The sequence below is a fragment of the Pseudomonas sp. GT1P32 genome (assembly GCF_054897805.1).
On record NZ_CM142704.1, the window covers coordinates 2,705,042 to 2,725,546 of the forward strand.

Below are 20,505 nucleotides of genomic sequence, written 5' to 3' on the forward strand. Positions count from 1 at the left end.
CGTCTTTACCCAAGCTTTACGCTCCGCTGACCGCCGCTGACCTTGATCTGCGTAATCTGTACTCATCCGGAACGTACCGGGAACGAGACAAGGAGATTCACCATGCGCAAGACTCTTATCGCTCTGATGTTCGCTGCCGCCCTGCCAACCGTTGCCATGGCCATGCCTGAAGGCGCCGGCCCGATGGGTGGTTCGATGGACGGCTCGCGCCACGGCGGTCAGATGCACGGCATGCACGGCAAGGGCCCGTACAGCCAACTGGACCTGAGCCGCGAACAGCGCGAGCAGATCCGCAAGATCATGGGCGAGCAGATGCACGAGCGTAAGCAAGTGGTCGACAAATACCTGGAAAAACTCTCGCCAGCCGACCAGAAAGCCATGAAAGATGAAATGGCCGCCAACCACAAGAAAGCCGAGGCCGATGTGCGCGCCCTGCTGAAACCGGATCAACAGAAGCAATTCGACGAGATCCAGAAAAAACAGGCTGAGCGCCGCGCCGAATGGGCCGAGTTCAAGGCGTGGAAAGCGCAACAACCGCAAAAAGCGCAATAATGCGCTGACCCCGGACCCAGCGGCTAACCCCGTTGGGTCTGATACCACCCTGTTCAATGTGGGAGCGAGCCTGCTCGCGAAAGCGGTGTATCAGACCAAGTTACTTTGACTGACACACCGCTTTCGCGAGCAGGCTCGCTCCCACATGGAATTCAGTCAGCTTGAGGATTTTCTGTGCGCTCATTGTTCTGGCGTATCCTGGCCAGCTTCTGGCTGGCCATCGCTCTGGTGGCAGGGCTGTCGATTCTGCTCGGGCACATGCTCAACCAGGACGCGTGGATTCTCAGTCGCCACCCGGGCCTCAACACCTTGCCCGAAGAATGGACGCAAACCTACGAATCCCAGGGCGAAGAAGCCGCCCAGGACATTCTCGAACAGCGCAAACGCCAGTATCACATCGACGTTCAGGTGCTCAACGAAAGCGGTGACCCGGTCGTTCGCGGTACCTTTCCGCGCCGCGCGGCGGCCTTCGAAGCGCGTCAGAACAACGATGACCGACGCCTGCCGTGGCGGCGTCTGACCGCCGAGTACACCAGTGAAAAAACCGGCGACACCTACCTGCTGATTTATCGTATTCCGCACCCGGAGCTGGACTCATGGCACCGCGAAAGCCTGCTCTGGCCACTGAGTGCGCTGGGCATCGCGCTCGTGGTGCTGACCCTGTTCAGCCTGTTCGTGACCCTGTCCATCACCCGACCGCTAAGCCGTTTGCGCGGCGCGGTGCATGACCTGGGGCAAACCACCTATCAGCAGAACAGCCTGGTGAAACTGGCCAACCGTCGCGATGAGTTCGGCGTGCTGGCCAACGATTTCAACCGCATGGGCTCACGGCTGCAAAGCCTGATCGGCAGTCAGCGCCAATTGCTGCGCGATGTGTCCCACGAGTTGCGCTCACCGCTTGCCCGGTTGCGCATTGCGTTGGCACTGGCCGAACGAGCCAACCCAGAGGAACGGGAAAAACTCTGGCCACGCCTGACCCGCGAGTGCGACCGACTCGAAGCGCTGATCAGCGAAATCCTCGTGCTGGCGCGGGTCGATGCCGATAACGCCAGCGCAGAAGACGTTGATCTGAATGCGCTACTCAACTCGCTGCAAAAGGATGCGCAACTGGGTTCGCCGGAGCAGAACGTTCGCCTCGATGCGGAACTGCAACTGAATCTCAAAGGCTGGCCGACGATGATCGAGCGCGCCCTGGACAATCTGCTGCGCAACGCCCAGCGCTTCAACCCGGTGGGGCAATCGATTGAAATGCAGGCTGTGCGTCAGGGTGAGCGGATTGTGGTGAGCGTGCGTGACCATGGGCCGGGGGTCGACGCCGAGCATTTGAGCCAGTTGGGTGAGCCGTTTTATCGGGCGCCGGGGCAAACAGCCGCCGGGCATGGTTTGGGATTGGCCATTGCACGCAGAGCGGCGGAGCGGCATGGCGGGAGTCTGGTGCTGGCTAATCATCCAGATGGCGGGTTCATTGCCAGCCTGGAATTACCATTGGTACCCGGAGCCCTGGTCCAACCGTAATCCCCTGTGGGAGCGGGCTTGCTCGCGAAAGCGGTCTGTCAGACAACTAAGATGTTGGCTGACAGACCGCTTTCGCGAGCAAGCCCGCTCCCACATTTGATTTGTGGTGTCAGGCTTTGCCGGGCCACGCGCTGACGAATTCAGCGAGGTCTGCTTTCTCCGCCACGCGCGGTTCTTTCAGCGGCGTTCCCAGGTACAGGAAAGCAATCACCTCTTCCCCTTCAGCCAACCCCAAGCCCTTGGCCACATGCGCCGAATACGCCAGGTCACCGGTGCGCCAGACCGCGCCAATACCTTGCGCATAGGCTGCCAGCAGAATCCCGTGCGCCGCGCAGCCAGCCGCCAGCAACTGCTCGGACTTCGGATACTTGACGTGATCCTGCAACCGCGCGATCACCACGACCACCAACGGTGCGCGCAGCGGACCATTGCGGGCCTTGTCCAGCACCGCTTCGGACGCTTCGCTGTCCTGCAGTTTCGCGGCTTCGGCCAGCAACTCGCCCATTTGCTCGCGCGCTGCGCCTTCGACTGTCAGGAAGCGCCAAGGCTGCAAGTGGCCGTGGTCCGGCGCACGCATCGCGGCGTTAAACAGCACTTCGCGCTGCTCGGCGGTAGGGGCCGGGTCGATCAGTCGTGGAACGGAAACACGGTTGAGCAAAGCGTCGAGAGCCTGCATCGGCCACCTCCTGAAAAAAATGTCCAGCTATTCTAGCTGCAAGTGCCTCGGGGATGCCGGTTTACATGCCCTGCCCCACGGGTAGAATGGCGCCCTTCCTACTTTCAGCCCGAGCGGACTTCATGGCGTTGCCGACTTTACGTCTCATTGGTTTCATCATCGGCCTCTTCCTGATCACGCTGGCTATCTCCATGGTCGTGCCCATGGCCACCCTGGTGATTTTCGATCGCACCGGCGACCTGCCGTCGTTCCTCTGGGCCAGCATGATCACCTTTGTCGCCGGCCTGGCGCTGGTGATCCCCGGCCGCCCCGAGCACGTGCACTTGCGCCCGCGGGACATGTACCTGCTGACCGTCAGCAGCTGGCTGGTGGTGTGCATCTTCGCGGCGTTGCCATTCCTGTTGACCCAGCACATCAGCTACACCGACTCATTCTTCGAAAGCATGTCCGGGATCACGGCCACCGGCTCAACGGTGCTCAATCATCTCGATGACATGTCCCCCGGCATCCTGATGTGGCGCTCGTTGCTGCACTGGATCGGTGGCATCGGCTTTATCGGCATGGCCGTCGCGATTCTGCCGTTGCTGCGTATCGGTGGCATGCGGCTGTTTCAGACCGAGTCGTCGGACCGTTCCGAAAAAGTCATGCCCCGTTCGCACATGGTGGCGCGTTTGATCGTGGCGGCCTACGTCGGCATCACCATTTTCGGCAGCCTGGCGTTCTGGTGGGCCGGGATGAGTCCGTTCGATGCGATCAACCACGCGATGTCGGCGATTTCCACCGGAGGTTTCTCCACCTCCGACCAGTCACTGGCCAAGTGGACGCAACCGGCGGTGCACTGGGTGGCGATCGTCATCATGATTCTCGGCAGCTTGCCGTTCACCCTGTACGTGGCAACGTTGCGTGGCAACCGCAAGGCGCTGATCAAGGATGAACAGGTTCAAGGTTTGCTCGGCATGTTGCTGGTAACGTGGCTGGTGCTCACCACCTGGTACTGGTGGACCACTCAGTTGCATTGGCTGGACGCGCTACGGCATGTGGCGCTGAACGTGACGTCGGTGGTGACCACCACGGGTTTCGCACTCGGGGACTACAGCCTGTGGGGCAATTTCTCGCTGATGCTGTTCTTTTATCTGGGGTTCGTCGGCGGTTGCTCGGGATCGACTGCAGGCGGTATCAAGATTTTCCGTTTCCAGGTCGCCTACATTCTGCTCAAGGCCAACCTTAACCAGTTGATTCACCCGCGCGCGGTGATCAAGCAGAAGTACAACGGCCATCGTCTCGACGAAGAGATCGTGCGTTCGATCCTGACCTTTTCGTTCTTCTTCGCCATTACCATCTGTGTCATCGCCCTGCTGCTGTCGCTGCTCGGCGTCGACTGGATGACGGCGCTGACCGGTGCCGCCAGTACCGTTTCCGGTGTCGGCCCGGGACTGGGCGAAACCATTGGCCCGGCGGGCAACTTCGCCACCCTTCCGGATGCCGCCAAGTGGATTCTGTCGTTCGGCATGCTGCTCGGCCGACTGGAGATCATTACGGTGTTTGTTCTGTGTATTCCGGCGTTCTGGCGTCACTGACCTGGTTCGGCGCATCCATCAACCGCACCCGGTACTCGCCGGGGGTGGCATCGAACCAGCGTCGGAAGGCGCGGAAGAAATTGCTCGGATCGGCGAACCCCAACAGGTAGGCAATTTCCAGCAGGGTCATGCTCGGTTGTGCCAGATACTGCTCGGCGAGTTCGCGCCGCGTGTCGTCGAGCAGCGTCTGAAAACTCGTGCCCTCTTCCTGCAAGCGCCGCTGCAACGTCCGTTGCGACAAGTGCAGCGTCTGCGCCACGGTATCGCGCTTGGGCTCGCCCTGAGGCAGTAAACGGCACAACACCTGACGGGCCTTGTGGGTCACGCGGCTTTCGGAAAACCGCGCCAGGTATTCCCCGGCAAAGCGGTCATGCAGCAGCGCCATGGCCTCATTGGCGGTTGGCAGCGGTGCTTCCATGTCGGCGCGCTCGAAAATCAGCGCGTCATAAGCTGCGTTGAACACCAGCGGCGCATGGAAGGCTTGTTTATACGGTTCGAGATCGACGGGCTGTTCGCCCTGCACCAACACCTTGCGCGGTTGCAGGGTGCGCCCGGTCAGCCAGCCGCACAGCGCCAGCGCGCAGGCCAGCGAGGCTTCGGCACTTTGTCGGGTCGGCGGCAGATGGTCGCCGTGGACCGTCAGAATCAGGGCATACCCTTCATCCAGCAGACGGAAACTCAGGTCGGCACTTTCGGCGATGATCCGCTGATAACGCACCAGCCGTTGGAAGCCTTCGGCCAGGGTCTGACTGGACATCAAGGCATACCCAGCCACGTGGAATGACGCCGGTCGCACGACCTTGCCCATGTTCAGGCCAATCGCCGGGTTGCCGGACAGCTCGACCGCGCGCTGCCACAGGCGTGTCATGGAATCTTGCGGGAAGCGCGCATCCGGATCGTCCAGTGACGCGTAGTCGAGCCCCAGCTGCTTGAACAGAACCCGGCAATCCAGGCCGTCCATCTCCAGTGCTTTGACAATCCCCATCGCCCAGCTTGCAGAAGTCGTTCGTTCGCTCATGGCGTTTACTTACATGATGAGCCGCATGCTACGGCCAATTTCCGAAGGATACTAAAGTGGCGCCCATTGTCACTGGCTGATGCCAATGATCACTCTAGACTCAAATAAGCTACCCGCAGAACAACTTGCAGTCAGAACAATAACCACAGAGATCGCAGTCGTGGAAAATATCAGACGTTTCAACAGCTTCGCTGAGTTTTACCCGTATTACCTCAGCGAACACAGCAACAGTACCTGCCGACGATTGCACTTCATTGGCACGACGCTGGTTATTTGTATTCTGGCGCTGACCATCGGCAAAGGTGCCTGGTCGATGCTGCTGGCCATTCCGCTGGCGGGCTACAGCTTCGCCTGGGTCGGGCATTTCTTCTTTGAAAAGAATCGTCCTGCAACCTTTCAACATCCGTTTTACAGCCTGCTCGGCGATTTTGTGATGTTTCGCGACATGATTCTGGGCCGCGTACCGTTCTAGGCGCAGCCGCTATAGAAAAGCAAAGAGAGACTAGCCGATGAATGCCAATGCCCGCTTCACCCACATGCAGGACGGCACGCAGGAAGACTGGGCGATCATCGCCGCCGACTTCAGTGCCTACGCGAGGCAATTACCGAAACGGATCATGGCGCACCTGAAACTGCTGGAGGGTGATTTTGGCGGCTTCCCGGTGGATCGCTTGACCCACTCCCTGCAAACCGCCAGCCGCGCCTGGCGCGATGGCCGTGACGAGGAATACGTGGTGTGCGCGCTGCTTCACGACATCGGTGACACGTTGGGCTCCTACAACCACCCGGACATCGCGGCCGCGATCCTCAAGCCATTTGTCAGCGCCGAGAATGTGTGGATTGTGGAGAAACACGGGATTTTCCAGGGGTACTACTTTTTCCATCACTTGGGGATGGACCGGCATTTACGCGAGCAATTCAGCGGGCATCCGCAGTATCAGGCGACCATCGAGTTTTGCGCGAAGTATGATGCGGCGGCGTTTGATCCGGCTTACGAGACGTTACCGCTGAGTTTCTTCGAACCGATGATGGAGCGATTGTTTGCTCATCCGAAGAACTCGATTTACAGGGCGGCGATGGAAGAGCACGCGCCGGCCTGACAGATCTGCGGTGTCAGGACTGGCCCCTTCGCGGGCAAGCCTCGCTCCTACAAGGTTCGCGCAAACCTGTAGGAGCGAGGCTTGCCCGCGAAGGTGTCTGACCTGCCTACGCGGGCTCCGCGACTTTAATTGCCTTCAACTCCGCCTCCCGCGCCTGGGCATCCGCCAATCGATACAACTCGATCGAGCCATCCCAATGTTCGATCAGCGCCGTACACGACTCCACCCAATCCCCGCAATTGAGGTAATCCACCTCGCCGACCTTGCGAATCTCGGCATGGTGAATGTGCCCGCACACCACGCCGTGCAATTCGCGTTTGACGCATTCGTGGGCGATGGCTTCTTCGAAGTCGCTGATGAAGCTGACCGCGGTTTTCACTTTGTGCTTGAGGTACGCCGACAGTGACCAGTAGCCGTAGCCATACCGGGCGCGCCAATGGTTGAGCCAGCGGTTGAGGGTCAGGGTGAATTCGTAGGCCGAGTCGCCGAGGAACGCCAGCCAGCGGTGATAGCGGGTGATCACGTCAAACTGGTCGCCGTGAATCACCAGCAAATGACGGCCGTCGGCGGTCACGTGCACGGCTTCATCCACCAACTGAATGTTGCCCAGAATCAGCTTCGAGTAACGGCGCAGGAATTCGTCGTGGTTGCCGGTGACATAAATCACCTCGGTACCGCGCTTGCTCATGGTCAACAGACGACGGATCACGTTGGTGTGTGCCTGAGGCCAGTACATGCCGCCGCGCAGCTTCCAGCCATCGATGATGTCGCCGACCAGGTAGATCTTGTCCGCGTGGTAGCCCTTGAGAAACTGCGACAAGTGCTCGGCCTGGCAATCCCGGGTGCCCAGATGCACATCGGAAATCCACAAGGTCCGAACACGTTGCTTACGACTGGGTTTGGCGAGTTCGGCGCTGGTCATGGGCAACCCTCTGCGATTGTTTGCGCAAGCTTGCGCCGGTCGGGTTAATTGCCCATGACAGGGACAAGTCAGTCCTGTGACAACGCACATGAGTGCCCGCGGTGTAAACTGGCGGCCTTAATCGGGAGACCTGCGATGAGACCGATCCTCACGCTCCGCCAATACACTCACGACCTGATCGTCCACAGCCACGACCACGCGCAACTGGTGTTCGGGTTGTCGGGTGCGCTGGATTTCGAGGTCGACGGGCATGGCAGCCAGGTGGTTCAGCAGAGTTTCGTGGTCGTCCCGTCCGGCTTCCATCATGCGTGCGGCAGCGCCAATGGCAGCCGCTGCCTGGTGCTGGATGTGCCGAGCGATCAATGGGTGGTTCAGTCCCTTGGCGAGCACGCCGATGCCAGCCGCCGCTTGCTCGACAACGCCGGGCGCCTGCCGCTGGATGCCGGACAAAGCCAATTGGTCAGTTGGCTGGCGGGCAGTCAGGTCAGCGACCCGCTGATCGCGCAACAAGGCGCGGTGCTGTTGCTGGCCAGCCTCAACAATGCCAAAAGCGAAGTGGTGGGCGGTCGGCGTCTGCCGTACGCCGCATTGAATGCGCACATCGATCAATACGCGGCCTATCCGTTGCAAGTGGCCGATCTGGCGCGCATTGCAGGGCTGTCCAGCGCTCGGTTGCATGCGCGATTTGTCGCTGAATGCGGGCAGACGCCGATGGACTACATCCGTAGCCGTCGCTTGCACATGGCCGTGAGTATGTTGCGCGATTCAGCATTGCCCGTTGGCGAGATTGCGAGTCGGGTCGGCTACAGCTCTCAAAGTGCATTTTCAGCGGCGGTGCTGCGGGAGTTTGGTGTCTCACCCGGCAAATTGCGGCGCGAGGCTGGCGACAAATGATGCGAGCCTGACGACAGACAGGCACGCCGACAGCCCTCTAGACTGCACCTCTGTTGGTTATGTTTATCAAGGATCGCAATGACTCCCCGTACCGCCCTGGGCGCACTGCATATCGGCGCATTGATGTTTGGCCTGACCGGTGTGTTCGGCAAACTCGCCGCCGCCTCCCCCGCCGTTATCGTCTTCGGTCGTGCGGCCTTTGCCGTGCTCGCCCTGGCCCTTTTCGCGCGATTCGCCAGCCACACCCGCTGGCAAAAACTCGACGCCGTGGACTGGCGCCGACTGCTGCTCAGCGGTTTGTTGCTGGCCGGGCACTGGGTGAGTTTCTTCATTGCGGTGAAGGTGGCGGGCGTGGCGATCGCGACCCTCGGTTTCGCCAGTTTCCCGGCGTTCACCGTGATCCTGGAAGGGTTGATCTTCCGCGAGCGGATTCGCGCCAACGAGATCCTGCTGGTGGTGCTGGTGAGTGTCGGGCTGGTGCTGGTCACGCCAGACTTCGACCTGGCCAGCGGCGCCACCACCGGACTGTTGTGGGCGGTAGGTTCAGGCCTGCTGTTCGCGTTGCTGTCGCTGACCAACCGCGCCAGTTCCGGACGAATCCCGCCGGTGCAGGCTGCGCTGTGTCAGAACGTAGTGGTCGCGTTGTGTTTGCTACCGGTGGCGGCACCGCAACTGAGCGAAGTGCGCACCATTGACTGGCTGTGGATCGGCCTGCTGGGGATATTCTGCACCGGCGTCGCTCACAGTCTGTTCGTCGCCAGCCTCGCGGTGATCAAGGCACGAACCGCCGCCGTGGTATTTGCGCTGGAGCCGGTGTACGGCATCACCATGGCGTGGTTGTTGTTCAATGAAAACCCGACGCTGCGCATGCTGATCGGCGGCGCGTTGATCATCGTCGCGATTGTCGTATCCAGCAGGCTCTCCGGCGGTTCAAGCAAGAAAGCGGTCGCTGCCGAAGCCGCGTCTCACTGAGTGCGGTCGTTGTGTCCCAGGTCGCGGTCCGGATCAATCTGATCGCGGACCCGCTGCTTGAGTACCTTGGCCTCCGGAAAACCGCCGTCAGCCTTGCGCTCCCAGATCTGTACATCGTTACAGAAAATGTGGAACACGCCACCGGTGCCAGGCACCAGCGACACCTTGCCCAAATCGTCGCCAAAGGTACTGAGCAGTTCTTGCGCCAACCACGCCGCACGCAACAGCCATTGGCATTGCGTGCAGTAAGTGATGACGATTTCCGGTTTAAGCGCTGTCATGACGGGCGAAACTCCTGAGCCAAGGGGCACCGCCATGATAGAGCCTCAGCGGATACCGGCCAACAACGTCCGCGCAGTCTGTTTGAGTGGCTCATCACCGTCCTTGAGCAACTCGTTCAGCAGTTCGATGGCGCTGTCCAGATCGCCATCATCGATGCAGGTCTGAGCCTGTTCCAGTTTGCCTGCGTTGGTCGGTGCCCCCGGTTCCGGTCTCAGCGGTTCAAGCTCAAGCGATTGACCTGCATCAGCGAATTCGTTGAGAAAATCGTCGTCCAGAGACTGTGAGTCCGGTTCGGCGATCCATTCCAGCTCGGGCTCGCCCAGGATCGGTTCTTCGGGTTTGGGCGATTCGTCCGAGGGCTTAGGGTTTTCGAATGGACTGACCAGGTCCCAACTCGAATCCATCGACAGGTCATCCAGGTTCAACTGGAACTCATCGCCCGGCGCTTCTTCGGATTTTACCGGTGTCGTGATAACGCTGGTCGCAGCCTCGGGCACCGCGCTGTTCAGCTTCGGGTAGCGGGAACGGATTTCCTGAAGTTGCCGGGAATCGAACCCGGCGTCTCGCAAGCTGCTCTCCTGCACATCATAGGCTGGCACATCCCCTTGCTTACCGAGGACTTCCAGCAGTTGCACCGCCAGATCCGTTCGTTGTGGTTCCTTGACCAGGGCTTCTCGCAACAACGCCGCCGCTTCGGAAAAACGGCCATACGTCAGGTAAATGCCCACACCCTCCAGCACATCGCCAGATGGCGTTTCTTCATGATGGACAGGGGTGGCCTTCACAACCGGCGCTACGGCTCGATCAAGCACCGGCTCATGCCGTGACGGTAAAACCGGGAGATCTTCGGGCAATGCCTGAATCTGCTGTCGTTGCCGACGAACTATCAGCCCCAGCACCAGCCCCAGCAGCACCAGCAACCCGATAATCAGCGGCCAGTTGAACGCCTCGGGCTCTTGTGCCACGACCGGGGCGGGCGCCACGGCTTGCGGCGTGACCGGCGGCGCTTGCTGGACCTCCGCCAGGCGGGTTTGCAATTCGATGATCTGTTTTTTTTGGCCGGCGATCTGTTCGTCCTGAGCCTGCAGCTTCGCATTCAACTCATCGACGGTTTTTTGCAGCTGCTGATTTTGCAGCACGCTGGCAGCCAGCTGTTCTGCGACAGGATCAATCACCGGTACAGCGGCCGGTGGCTCAACCTTCGTCTGGGCGGTTTTCTTCGTCGCGGGTGGAGGCGCAACGGCAGGTGTAACGCTCGGGAATGGAGAGTTCGGTGAACTGGCAGCGGGTTCGTCAGTGACCGGAGTAATCCCCGGCGTTCCCGGAGGATCGATCAGCACGGTGTATTCGCGCAGCACACGGCCGTTCGGCTGATTCAGCTGCACGAGAAAATTCAGGAAGGGTTCGTTGACCGCTTTGTTGGAGCTCACCCGGATCAGGCTGCGGTTGCCCCGCAGGATCGGTGTGAACTTCAGGTCATTGAGAAAGAAAAGCCGTTCGACACCGGCACGGCTGAACTCGTCTGCCGTCGCCAGGCTGACCGACAGCTCGCCCTCCTCCAGACCGGCGGCATCCACCAGGGCGATGTCGGCACGCAATGGTTGATTGAGCGCCGAATGCAGGGTGATCTCACCCAGGCCCAGTGCAGGCGCCCATGCCGAGTAGGTGACAGCCCCACCGGCCAGCAGCAGCCTGGCGAAACACCGCAATACAACGTGCCAACTCTCGAGCATGAGCATCCCTTAGATAACCAGAACCAACCAGTGCGTGTTCGCACATCCGTTACGAACACGATATTGCCTGGTAGTTCTTTATAGTCTGCCCAACGGGGTATCTCAAAAAGCCGGCGCTTGCTTATGCCTCAAGATTTTTCCAGGTTGGCCAGAATGTGCCCGTGAACTCGCATGCAGACCTTCAAATCCGCCTCATCGACGCCGTCGAACAACTCGTGGCGCAGTTGAGTGGCAATGGTTTCAATTTGTTCGATCAGGGGAAGGGCCGGTGCACAGAGGACGATTTTTTTTGCCCGGCGATCTTCCAGCACTGCCTGGCGCTGAACCAGGCCCTGGCTTTCCAGGCTGTCGAGCAGTCGTGCCAAGGTAGGCCCTTCGACGCCGACGCTTTGCGCCAATTCACGTTGGGTCGGGGCGTCGTCAAAACGTGCGAGGTGCAACAGCACCAGCCAGCGCGCCTGAGACAAACCCAGGCCGGCCAGACGGCGGTCCAGTTCGGCACGCCAGCCGCGCGACATCTGGGCCAATTGCATGCCAAAGCGGTGTTGATCGGTTAACGGCATAAAACACTCATGGTTAGACTGAAATAGAGAAATACTAATTATTAGTCAGCTAAGCATGACCCTCGGCTGGAGGCAAGGTTTGCTCTGTACTGAATCGTTACATCAATACAACCGTTTCAGGATTTGAGCGTCAGATCTCGAATTCCGATTGCAGTGCGGCACGTACGCAGTACAAAACACCTTCCGGCACACGACCGGCGAACAGCGCAGCAATCTCCGCCACCGGCGGCAACTCACCCTCGCCGTCGAGGAACGCGTCCTGCACTTCCCCCATCAAGTCTTCGGGCAGATCCAGCGCCTGTTCCAGCGACAACTGCTGCTTGCCAATGGCCTCGGCGAGCATGGTGTAGACATTCTTTTCCGAACACTGCAGCTGACCGGCGATTTGCAGCGGCGTCATGCCGGCCCGCGCGAGCGTTATCAATTCGTGGCGAACGTCGGCCACCACTTTTGGTGCCTCGACCTGGCCGCCGAGGACTTCGAGGAAGGCCTCGCCATAACGCTCCAGTTTGCGCGCACCGACACCGCTGACCGTGGCCATTTCCGACAGCGAGGTCGGCTGGCTGCGGAGCATTTCCAGCAAGGTCGAGTCGGGGAAGATGACGTACGGCGGCACCCCATGCTCCTCGGCGAGCTTGCGGCGCAAGGCGCGCAAGGCTTCCCACTGTTCGCGTTCTTCGCCGCGAACCAGTTGGCTCGCTTGGCTCTTGCTGCTTTTCGCCGTGGTTTGCGGCTTGAGGTCGCGACGCAGTTCCAGGGTCACTTCGCCCTTGAGTAGCGGTCGGCAGGTGTCACTCAGGCGCAGGCCGCCATAGCCTTCGAGATCGATGTCGGCCAGACCGCGAGCCACCAATTGGCGAAACAGGGAGCGCCACTCACTCTCGCCCATCGCCTTGCCGACACCGTATACCGACAAGTGCTGATGGCCGAAGCTGCGGACCTTTTCGTTGTCCTTGCCCAGCAACACATCCACCAGATGCCCGACGCCGTAACGCTGGCCGGTGCGATAAATCGCCGAGAGCGCCTGACGGGCCGGTTCGGTAGCGTCCCAGGTCTGCACGCCGTCAACGCAGTTGTCGCAGTGACCGCAGGGCTCGGGCATGTCTTCGTCGAAGTAGGCCAGCAAGGTTTGACGACGGCAGCGGGTTTCTTCGCAGAGCGAGAGCATGGCGTCGAGCTTGTGCTGCTCCAGACGCTTGTGGCGCTCGTCACCTTCGGAGTTCTGCAACATCTGCTTGAGCATCACTACGTCTTGCAGGCCGTAAGCCATCCAGGCATCCGCCGGCAGACCGTCACGGCCACCGCGACCGGTTTCCTGATAGTAAGCCTCAAGGGATTTCGGCAAATCGAGGTGAGCAACAAAACGTACGTTGGGTTTGTCGATGCCCATGCCGAACGCCACGGTGGCAACCATGATCAGGCCTTCCTCGTTGAGGAAGCGCTTCTGATGCAGCGCTCGTGTTTCGTTAGGCAGGCCGGCGTGGTACGGCAGCGCCGGGAAACCCTGCTCGCTGAGGAACACCGCCACTTCGTCGACTTTCTTGCGTGACAGGCAATAGACAATGCCGGCATCGCTGCGTCGCTCCGCGAGGAACGCCAACAACTGCTTGCGCGGCTGTTCCTTGGGCACGATGCGGTAAAAAATGTTCGGGCGGTCGAAACTGGAGAGGAAGCGCTCGGCATCCTGCAAGTGCAAACGATCGACAATTTCTTCGCGTGTACGCTTGTCCGCCGTCGCGGTCAGGGCGATGCGTGGAACATTGGGAAACAGTTCCGCCAACTGGCCCAGTTGCAGATACTCGCGGCGGAAGTCGTGGCCCCATTGGGACACGCAGTGGGCTTCGTCGATGGCGAACAGGGCAATTTCAAGGCTTTGCAGGAAGGCCAGCATGCGTGGCTGGACCAAGCGTTCCGGCGCGAGGTAGAGCATCTTCACTTCACCGCGCTTGATCCGCGCGGCGAGATCCCGCTGCTGCTCGGCGCTTAGCGTGGAGTTCAACGCAGCGGCGGCGACGCCCAGTTCTTCGAGGGTTGCGACCTGGTCGTCCATCAGCGCGATCAGCGGCGACACCACCACCGCCAGCCCTTCGCGCAACAGCGCCGGCACCTGGAAGCACAGGGATTTACCGCCACCGGTAGGCATCAGCACCAGGGCGTCGCCGCCACTGGCCACGCGCTCAATGATTGCACCCTGACGGCCACGGAAACTGTCGTAGCCGAAGATGTCCTTGAGGACGCGTTGAGCCTGTTCGAGCATAAAAACTCCAAAAATCACCGAAACATCCCTGCAAGGCTGGTTCAGAACCACGCAGGCTGCACTGACAAATCGTAAGTGCGCATTGCATGACGCTTCACATTTCAGCCGCGACGCCAGCAGGGCATCACAAAACGCGGGAGTATACCCGAGGGCTTCCTTGCAAAGGGCGCCGCTTAGAAGAGGATCACGATGTAAAGTCCGTGGGATATTTCATGTTGCACCGCGATCCGGGGTTTTCAGGCTCGGGGTATTGGGTTGTGTACATATCCGTTTCTGCGGTAACGGCTGCTATTGGTTTCGCCCTTACGGCGAGTCACTTGGAAAAGCGCCAAGTAACCAAGCGCTCTTGCCCCTTTCGTTCGGCCCTTCGCTAAAGCTCAGGGTCCCCTCGCTCCGGTCCTGCTCCGTGGGCCCGCCGCCATCGGCCATCCCTGGCCGGGGGCGGCTAACCCGGCATCCATGCCGGGTTGCCCACTGCGCAGAACCTCCACTCGGCCTCTCGAGGGGGCGACCACCGCCACAGCCGCCGAGGCGGCCTGCGGGCCGACCTGGCTCTTCAGTTGTCCCCGTTGTCCTTCTCTGCTGTGTTCACTCATTCCGGACATGTACACCAATCCCCTGTAGGAGCCGGCTTGCTGGCGATAGCGTCTGTTCAAGCGATAAATGCGTCGACTGACACACCGCTATCGCCAGCAAGCCGGCTCCTACACGAGGATTGGGTTCACACGATTAAAAATTGTAGGAGCTGGCTTGCCGGCGATGGACGCCAACGATAACGCGGGCTGTCTGAATGAACGCGTTGTCCGGTCGTTTTTCGCGGGCAAGCCTCGCTCCTACAGGGAATCGCGTTTGCTTTTGATTTCCACCACTCATCAGGCCGAGCGTTAGCTCGCCTTCCGCTTTTGATCTGAGCGCCCCCTCGAGAGGCCGAGCGCAGGTTCTGCGCAGTGGGCAACCCGGCATGGATGCCGGGTTAGCCGCCCCCGGCCATGGATGGCCGATGGCGGCGGGCCCACGGAGCAGGACCGGAGCGAGGGCATGGCGAGCATTAGCGAGCCACCGAACGAAAGGGGAAAGAGCCCTTGGTTACTTGGGGCTCTTCCAAGTGACTCGCCGTAAGGGCGAAACCAATAGCCGCCGTGACCGCAGCAACGGATATGTACACCTGAACGAAAATGGTCGGCTGTCAGGCCGCCATCGCCGGCAAGCCGGTCTCGCTCCTACAAGGAATGCGGTGTTCTGTGCAAATATGCCGCGCGGCTGGCCTGAGTGCTCAAGAAGGCCTAGAATTCCCGCATCTGTTAATTCCCAAGGTAGCCCTTTAATGTCCTTCGCTGAGCAACTAACCCGCCTGCAAGTCTTCCTCGACGCCGATGAACTGCATGACGAGGCGCTGGACTACGTGGCCGCCCACGGCTACCTCACCGCGCTGTCGATCTGTTCCGAAAGCGTTCCCGACCGTGAATGGATCGACGCCCTCTTCGCCGAAGAGCCGCATTACGCCGACGACACCGAGCGTGAAGCCATCGAATCCACCCTGCTGGCCCTCAAGGCTCACATCGCCCGCCAACTGGCGTCCGATGAAGAGTTCGAGCTGCCGTGCGAACTGGACCTTGGCGAAGACCCGGACGATTCCGACCTGCGTGGCTGGTGCATCGGCTTCATGGAAGGCGTGTTCCTGCGCGAAGCGGCCTGGTTCGAAACAGCCGAAGACGAAGTCAGCGAAATGCTGCTGCCGATCATGGTCGGTTCGGGTCTGTTCGATGAACAGCCTGAGTTCTCCGACATCGCCGCCGACGCCAACCTGATGGACGACATGATCGTGCAGATCCCGGAAGCCCTGACCGCGCTGTACCTGCTGTGCAACGCGCCAGACGAAAAACCGGCGATCCTCAAGCCACGTCACCACTAAGGTTTTGCCTATGGACAACCCCATAGGCAACCGCTCCCTGATGTTGCGTTACGGGCTGCTGGCCATCGGCTGGCTGAGCGTAGCGCTGGGGGTGATCGGGATTTTCCTCCCGGTATTGCCCACCACGCCTTTCCTGCTGCTGGCGGCCGCCTGCTTCGCCCGCAGTTCGCCGCGTTTTTACAACTGGCTGGTGGAGCATCCACGGCTGGGTCCGTGGATTCGCGACTACCTCGACGGCAACGGCATTCCACTCAAGGGCAAGGTCTACGCCATCGGCCTGATGTGGGCGAGTATTCTGTTGTCCTGCTACCTGGTGCCCCTGCCGTGGGCACGCGGGTTCATGCTGACCAGTGCGGTGCTGGTGACGGTATATATTCTTCGGCAAAAAACACTCTGAAAATCCGGGCCGTTGCGATGTGATGCTGGCTGTCACTCCAACCGCTTATCGGAAACCCTCCCACAACTGTTATTTCTGACAGTAGTCAATGCTGATGCTTCACGCATTAAATCAATCCGGCACTCACCCCAGGACCGGAGTCCATCACCATGACAGCCAGACAACCGAACGTTCCGTCGGGCATTGCGCCCGAGGAAACAGATTTGACATTGAGTATCAAAGAAGTCAGGGACTCCAACGGGGACCTTGTTCGTCAAAACGGCACGACCTCCGACACCTTCTTCACGGTCAGTGGAACCGCTGAGCCGGACAAGCCGATTCTGGTAAGGGACGGCTTCAATACATTGGCATCCGCCCAAAGCGACGTGAACGGCGGTTGGAAGACCGGGTTGGTCGAGGTCAACGAAGTCAAAAAATACAACCTGATTGCCATGGGTAATTACGGCAATAAGCCTGTTTCCAGCCCCCCTCGAACCTTCACCGTGGTCGCCGACGCACCCATCATCGAGTCCATAGAAGATGACGAGGGAACGATTGATGAAGGCGAAACGACCTACTCCCCATCGGTGAAAGTCACAGGTAAAGCCCTCCCGAACCAGAAAGTTCAGGCGTTCAATGGCAGCACACCACTTGAAGAGGCGCCGGTTAATTCAGTTGGCGTTTACACACTTGAACTCAAGAATCTGCTGGTAGGCACCTCCTACACCATCACCGTCAAGGCACTCTACGGCGAAGGTAAATCATCCGAGCCACGAAGCTTCAACGTTGCAGCGGACATCGGCTTGTCTCTCGATGCTGTCGGTGACTCGAACGGCAATCCTGTCAACGAAGGCGACACTACCTCTGACCAAAACCTCACCGTCGTGGGCAAGTGCAGGCCAGGCAAGGATGTTCAACTCCTCGACCACGACGATCCAGAAGGATTTCCGCCGGCGACCGCCAAGGGTAACGGAGAGTGGGAAATCAAAATCAAACTGGACCCAGGCGTGCACAGCCTGAAAGCTAAAAAACTATATGGTGACGGGGAGGTGACCCCTACGCCCAGAACCTTTACCGTTAAAGGGGCGGATCTTGTAACGCTGGACACCGTGACTGACACCCATGGAAAAACCGTCGATGACGGTGGTTTCACCTATGAGAGCAACCTGATTGCCAAAGGCGAAGGCGAAGCAGGCGAGTACGTCGAGATCTTCAACGGCAACGACTCTTTAGGTGAGGGGCAAATCGGAGCTGACGGCTACGCAGTATCCATCGGCCCGCTGTCACTCGGGGATTATCTCCTTGTTGCCAAGGCAAAATACCCCGATGGCGGTGAGTCTGGCCCGTACTCGTTTGAGGTCAGAAAATCCATCGCGCCACGCGAAACCCAAGTGCATGATGCCAAAGAGGAAATTATCGATAACGGTAACACCACCTCCAGTTATGTAAGAGTCGGCGGCAAAACCAACCCGCTATCGTCGGTCAACCTCAAGGTCAACGGGACCGTCGACCCGAAAGCAGAGTCGGCCAACGAGGATGGAAATTGGGCGACACTTCTCACCGGATTGACAGTAGGCAGAGCCTATGAGGTCAGTGCCGTTGCTTCCGACGATCATAACGCCGAATCGAATAAAGTAAGGTTCACGCGGGTTTCGGCGAACGGCTCTACCGACAGTTAGCAAAATCCATTGCCGGCAGTGCAAAAAAAAACCGCTTTTAGCGGTTTTTTTTCGTCTCACACTTTTAAAACTGATAGTTCGCACTGAAAGTGGCAGCCACGGGCTGTTCGATATTTTTACCCTTGGCATAATCGACACCGACACCAAGGTGCAGCCTCTCAGACACTGAAACCATCACCCCGGCACCGACTTCGAAACCGCTGCCCGACAGGTTGTTATTGATCGAGTTTCCATTGACCCGCACGTTGTCGTCGTTCGATGCAAATTCATGAACCACCGCCACACGCCCGTATGGACGCACCTGAGTATCGCCCAGGTTGATGCTTCGACCCGCCATGACGCCCAGCTTCGTGCGCAACGAATGCGTGTCGTCACCTTCAGCGCTCATGCCATTGTCCAAGTAATAGCTTTCTCCCTGGATGATTGCAGCGGATACCTGAACAGAAGGTTTGGCAAACCAGCCATCCCCCAGATCAATATGGCGGCCGCCTTCTACCATCGCACTCACAGCCGAGTTGTTGTAATCGCCTTCGGCACGTTTGCCATCGCTCATACCGACTTTGGACTCGTTACGAAAATGGTTGAACTTCAGGGCGCCATCAACGAAGTAGCCATTGTCCTGATTCAGCCAGCCGAAATAGGGGCCGAAGTAGTAGCTGTCAACCGTGGCCGAAGTGCCGCCGTTGAGATTCAGATCGGACTTGCTGTAACCCGCCAGCATACCGACAGTCCACGGACTGTCACCCAGTCGGGTATCGGCGCCCAGGGTGAAACCCTGCTGCTGTTGACGATAACCCACACCCGTCGAACCATCGTCAACGTTCCACTTGTTGCCATAAGCTCGTACCCACAGGCCATGGCGCTTGTCGTCCGCCTGCAACTCGCCCATGCGGTTTTCCAGCGACTTCAACTCGCCATAGGACACGGTAAGGGCTGTTCGAAACAATGCCACCACCGATTGAGCACCTGAACTGAGCCGGGTGGTAGGGTTCAGGTAATACTCCGCTTCGCCGGAGGCATTGGTTCTTTCGGCTAAATCGTATTGCCATGTCCCCACATCGACCCGGCCACCCAACAGCGCGAAATCTGCCTGGTTATTGCCGATTTGCACCAGCGTCAATTGTCGAGGAGCCGTCGCGTCCTTGCCCGAAGCGTTGACGGCCAATTCATAGCTGCCAGTGGCCGCACCGGCTTTCAGCAAGTCACTTTCACCGGTCTGGAAGTTGCCCTGCATGGCAATGATGCCGCTGCCATTGAGCGTACCCACTTCAAGTTGACGATTCGCACGTTGCGCGCCAGGCGCACCGAAATTAACCGTGCTGTTGCTCAACGTCAGGGTACCGATGCGGTCATCGCCAACCATGGTCAGGTTCGAACCGCTGTTAAGGCTCAGGTTGCTGTTGTTCAGGCGTCCGGTGAACGATGAGCGATTGTTCAAGGTGACATTGGCCGTCGAGCCGTTCTCGCGCAGGATATCGCCTACCATCGAAGCGCTATTGAAGGTGAGATTGGCGGTGCTATTGCCAGTCACTTGCACATTGCCTTGCAAGGTGCTGTTCGCAACCCGCATGCTCGCCGTCGAGGCGCCTTCTACTTGAAGTACATTGCCGTTTCCGCCAATCAGCGTGGAGTTGTTCAACACCTCGATGGTGGCGTTGATGCCCTGCTCCACAACAATGGCCGCTCCATTGCGCCCTTCAGCTGTCGAGTTATCCAGCACCAATGTGTTAGCGCCGACGCCGGCAGGGTCCCTGTCCATTATCACGCCAGCCCTGTCACCGCTAATACGAGAATCGGCCGATGCGAGTACTTCACCACCGCGCACGTTCAAGCCAACACTGCCGACGTCGGTTCCCGTCAAGCTCGTATTGAACAGGGTAAGGGTGCTGAAGCCAGTCACCCTGGCGCCTAGTTCACCGCCATGGAACTCACTGTTTGTGGCAGAGACAACCGAGCCTTGTAACGAGTTGTTGACCCGATTGACCACCAGGCCGACGGTGTCGCTGAATACCTTGGTGGAGTTAATGGTCGCACTGCTGTTGGTAATCGATATACCTTCAATGCCAGTGTCGGCATTAATGGTCCCACCGTTGATATTTAGCGTAGATCCGGTTTCTACGAAAATACTCTTGGTGGTACTACCTGCCACATTCAAGGTACTGTTATTGCGAACAAGGTAATCAGTAACGGGGGTTCCCGTATCGATATCCTTAATGGTGCCGTTATCGATAATATCAGCAGCAAATAGCGACGAATTTACGAAAAAAAATGCTGGAAGTATTGCCAGCTTCTTGAATGAGCCTGTGCCTGCGACTGTGCGCGGCCTGATACTTTTAAAAGTCATGTTCGTGCGTCCTGTTCGTCAGTTCGTCAACCTCATCGAATTGCGGGTGACGTCGAGAGGTGCGCACGATACCGGCTCGTCTTACAGAAAAATGTAGGATTAATCTCTCTGAGCATGAGGAAATCACCCCGCG

The 20,505-nt window shown here is 59.1% G+C and carries 18 protein-coding genes; 10 read left to right on the top strand and 8 right to left on the bottom strand.

From position 1 onward, the window contains the following. Positions 1–102: 102 nt before the first annotated feature. The gene (locus ACYZUC_RS12405) at positions 103–552 is read left to right on the top strand and encodes a hypothetical protein (protein WP_008030449.1); all 450 of its coding nucleotides are present in this window, start codon (positions 103–105) and stop codon (positions 550–552) included. A gap of 174 nt (positions 553–726) precedes the next feature. Further along, positions 727–2,067 carry a sensor histidine kinase gene (locus tag ACYZUC_RS12410; protein ID WP_461995992.1) on the top strand — a complete coding sequence of 447 codons (1,341 nt, stop codon included), beginning with the start codon at positions 727–729 and terminating at the stop codon, positions 2,065–2,067. 109 nt (positions 2,068–2,176) lie between these two features. Here ACYZUC_RS12410 and ACYZUC_RS12415 read toward each other — a convergent pair whose 3' ends face one another. Continuing rightward, positions 2,177–2,743, bottom strand: a complete 567-nt coding sequence (locus ACYZUC_RS12415) for an NAD(P)H nitroreductase (RefSeq protein ID WP_461995993.1) — start codon at positions 2,741–2,743, stop codon at positions 2,177–2,179. A gap of 122 nt (positions 2,744–2,865) precedes the next feature. Between ACYZUC_RS12415 and ACYZUC_RS12420 the strand changes: the two genes are divergently transcribed. Beyond that, positions 2,866–4,320: a TrkH family potassium uptake protein gene (locus ACYZUC_RS12420; protein ID WP_461995994.1), complete on the top strand. Its 1,455-nt coding sequence runs from the start codon at positions 2,866–2,868 to the stop codon at positions 4,318–4,320. On the opposite strand, the gene ACYZUC_RS12425 is transcribed toward ACYZUC_RS12420, so the two are convergent. Then, positions 4,277–5,338: an AraC family transcriptional regulator gene (locus tag ACYZUC_RS12425; RefSeq protein ID WP_461995996.1), complete on the bottom strand. Its 1,062-nt coding sequence runs from the start codon at positions 5,336–5,338 to the stop codon at positions 4,277–4,279. The genes ACYZUC_RS12420 and ACYZUC_RS12425 overlap by 44 nt on opposite strands. 160 nt (positions 5,339–5,498) lie before the next feature. On the opposite strand from ACYZUC_RS12425, the gene ACYZUC_RS12430 reads away from it, so the two are divergent. Both ACYZUC_RS12430 and ACYZUC_RS12435 read left to right on the top strand, forming a co-directional pair. Further along, positions 5,499–5,810 carry an Mpo1-like protein gene (locus ACYZUC_RS12430; RefSeq protein WP_008030437.1) on the top strand — a complete coding sequence of 104 codons (312 nt, stop codon included), beginning with the start codon at positions 5,499–5,501 and terminating at the stop codon, positions 5,808–5,810. A gap of 37 nt (positions 5,811–5,847) precedes the next feature. Beyond that, a complete protein-coding gene (locus ACYZUC_RS12435) occupies positions 5,848–6,438 on the top strand; it encodes an HD domain-containing protein (RefSeq protein WP_461995999.1) in 591 nt (196 codons plus the stop codon). Between the two features lie 106 nt (positions 6,439–6,544). On the opposite strand, the gene ACYZUC_RS12440 is transcribed toward ACYZUC_RS12435, so the two are convergent. Continuing rightward, the gene (locus tag ACYZUC_RS12440) at positions 6,545–7,360 is read right to left on the bottom strand and encodes a UDP-2,3-diacylglucosamine diphosphatase (protein ID WP_008030433.1); all 816 of its coding nucleotides are present in this window, start codon (positions 7,358–7,360) and stop codon (positions 6,545–6,547) included. A 135-nt stretch (positions 7,361–7,495) separates the two neighbouring features. Here ACYZUC_RS12440 and ACYZUC_RS12445 point away from each other — a divergent pair, with 135 nt between their 5' ends. Together ACYZUC_RS12445 and ACYZUC_RS12450 are read left to right on the top strand one after the other, a co-directional pair. Beyond that, entirely contained in the window at positions 7,496–8,254 is a 759-nt protein-coding gene (locus tag ACYZUC_RS12445) for a helix-turn-helix transcriptional regulator (RefSeq protein WP_461996001.1), read from the top strand. Positions 8,255–8,332: 78 nt separating this feature from the next. Continuing rightward, positions 8,333–9,226, top strand: coding sequence for a DMT family transporter (locus ACYZUC_RS12450; protein WP_008043640.1), 894 nt, complete (start codon positions 8,333–8,335; stop codon positions 9,224–9,226). On the opposite strand, the gene ACYZUC_RS12455 is transcribed toward ACYZUC_RS12450, so the two are convergent. The 4 genes from ACYZUC_RS12455 to recQ all read right to left on the bottom strand — a co-directional run bounded on the left by ACYZUC_RS12455 (position 9,220) and on the right by recQ (position 14,061). Beyond that, entirely contained in the window at positions 9,220–9,507 is a 288-nt protein-coding gene (locus ACYZUC_RS12455; protein WP_461996004.1) for an Rdx family protein, read from the bottom strand. The genes ACYZUC_RS12450 and ACYZUC_RS12455 overlap by 7 nt on opposite strands. 45 nt (positions 9,508–9,552) lie before the next feature. Next, entirely contained in the window at positions 9,553–11,241 is a 1,689-nt protein-coding gene (locus ACYZUC_RS12460) for a FimV/HubP family polar landmark protein (protein ID WP_461996006.1), read from the bottom strand. 128 nt (positions 11,242–11,369) lie between these two features. Further along, positions 11,370–11,804: a MarR family transcriptional regulator gene (locus tag ACYZUC_RS12465; protein ID WP_008030423.1), complete on the bottom strand. Its 435-nt coding sequence runs from the start codon at positions 11,802–11,804 to the stop codon at positions 11,370–11,372. A 130-nt stretch (positions 11,805–11,934) separates the two neighbouring features. After that, positions 11,935–14,061, bottom strand: coding sequence for a DNA helicase RecQ (recQ, locus tag ACYZUC_RS12470; RefSeq protein ID WP_461996008.1), 2,127 nt, complete (start codon positions 14,059–14,061; stop codon positions 11,935–11,937). Positions 14,062–15,385: 1,324 nt separating this feature from the next. Between recQ and ACYZUC_RS12475 the strand changes: the two genes are divergently transcribed. The 3 genes from ACYZUC_RS12475 to ACYZUC_RS12485 all read left to right on the top strand — a co-directional run bounded on the left by ACYZUC_RS12475 (position 15,386) and on the right by ACYZUC_RS12485 (position 18,028). Then, positions 15,386–15,973, top strand: coding sequence for a UPF0149 family protein (locus ACYZUC_RS12475; protein WP_008040607.1), 588 nt, complete (start codon positions 15,386–15,388; stop codon positions 15,971–15,973). Between the two features lie 10 nt (positions 15,974–15,983). Then, complete coding sequence (locus tag ACYZUC_RS12480) at positions 15,984–16,370, top strand: YbaN family protein (RefSeq protein WP_008040608.1); 387 nt, start codon at positions 15,984–15,986, stop codon at positions 16,368–16,370. A gap of 149 nt (positions 16,371–16,519) precedes the next feature. Beyond that, complete coding sequence (locus ACYZUC_RS12485) at positions 16,520–18,028, top strand: hypothetical protein (RefSeq protein ID WP_461996011.1); 1,509 nt, start codon at positions 16,520–16,522, stop codon at positions 18,026–18,028. A gap of 64 nt (positions 18,029–18,092) precedes the next feature. Here the strand turns inward: ACYZUC_RS12485 and ACYZUC_RS12490 are convergent, their stop codons facing one another. Next, positions 18,093–20,372 (bottom strand): autotransporter outer membrane beta-barrel domain-containing protein, encoded by a 2,280-nt coding sequence (locus ACYZUC_RS12490; RefSeq protein ID WP_461996013.1) that lies wholly within the window; start codon positions 20,370–20,372, stop codon positions 18,093–18,095. Between the last annotated feature and the right edge of the window lie 133 nt (positions 20,373–20,505).

Bases quoted from the DNA above. Each gene is read 5' to 3' on its own strand.
- ACYZUC_RS12405 (WP_008030449.1), top strand. From the start codon at position 103: ATGCGCAAGACTCTTATCGCTCTGATGTTCGCTGCCGCCCTGCCAACC.
- ACYZUC_RS12415 (WP_461995993.1), bottom strand. From the start codon at position 2,743: ATGCAGGCTCTCGACGCTTTGCTCAACCGTGTTTCCGTTCCACGACTG.
- ACYZUC_RS12420 (WP_461995994.1), top strand. From the start codon at position 2,866: ATGGCGTTGCCGACTTTACGTCTCATTGGTTTCATCATCGGCCTCTTC.
- ACYZUC_RS12425 (WP_461995996.1), bottom strand. From the start codon at position 5,338: ATGAGCGAACGAACGACTTCTGCAAGCTGGGCGATGGGGATTGTCAAA.
- ACYZUC_RS12435 (WP_461995999.1), top strand. From the start codon at position 5,848: ATGAATGCCAATGCCCGCTTCACCCACATGCAGGACGGCACGCAGGAA.
- ACYZUC_RS12440 (WP_008030433.1), bottom strand. From the start codon at position 7,360: ATGACCAGCGCCGAACTCGCCAAACCCAGTCGTAAGCAACGTGTTCGG.
- ACYZUC_RS12445 (WP_461996001.1), top strand. From the start codon at position 7,496: ATGAGACCGATCCTCACGCTCCGCCAATACACTCACGACCTGATCGTC.
- ACYZUC_RS12450 (WP_008043640.1), top strand. From the start codon at position 8,333: ATGACTCCCCGTACCGCCCTGGGCGCACTGCATATCGGCGCATTGATG.
- ACYZUC_RS12455 (WP_461996004.1), bottom strand. From the start codon at position 9,507: ATGACAGCGCTTAAACCGGAAATCGTCATCACTTACTGCACGCAATGC.
- ACYZUC_RS12460 (WP_461996006.1), bottom strand. From the start codon at position 11,241: ATGCTCGAGAGTTGGCACGTTGTATTGCGGTGTTTCGCCAGGCTGCTG.
- ACYZUC_RS12465 (WP_008030423.1), bottom strand. From the start codon at position 11,804: ATGCCGTTAACCGATCAACACCGCTTTGGCATGCAATTGGCCCAGATG.
- recQ (WP_461996008.1), bottom strand. From the start codon at position 14,061: ATGCTCGAACAGGCTCAACGCGTCCTCAAGGACATCTTCGGCTACGAC.
- ACYZUC_RS12475 (WP_008040607.1), top strand. From the start codon at position 15,386: ATGTCCTTCGCTGAGCAACTAACCCGCCTGCAAGTCTTCCTCGACGCC.
- ACYZUC_RS12480 (WP_008040608.1), top strand. From the start codon at position 15,984: ATGGACAACCCCATAGGCAACCGCTCCCTGATGTTGCGTTACGGGCTG.
- ACYZUC_RS12485 (WP_461996011.1), top strand. From the start codon at position 16,520: ATGACAGCCAGACAACCGAACGTTCCGTCGGGCATTGCGCCCGAGGAA.
- ACYZUC_RS12490 (WP_461996013.1), bottom strand. From the start codon at position 20,372: ATGACTTTTAAAAGTATCAGGCCGCGCACAGTCGCAGGCACAGGCTCA.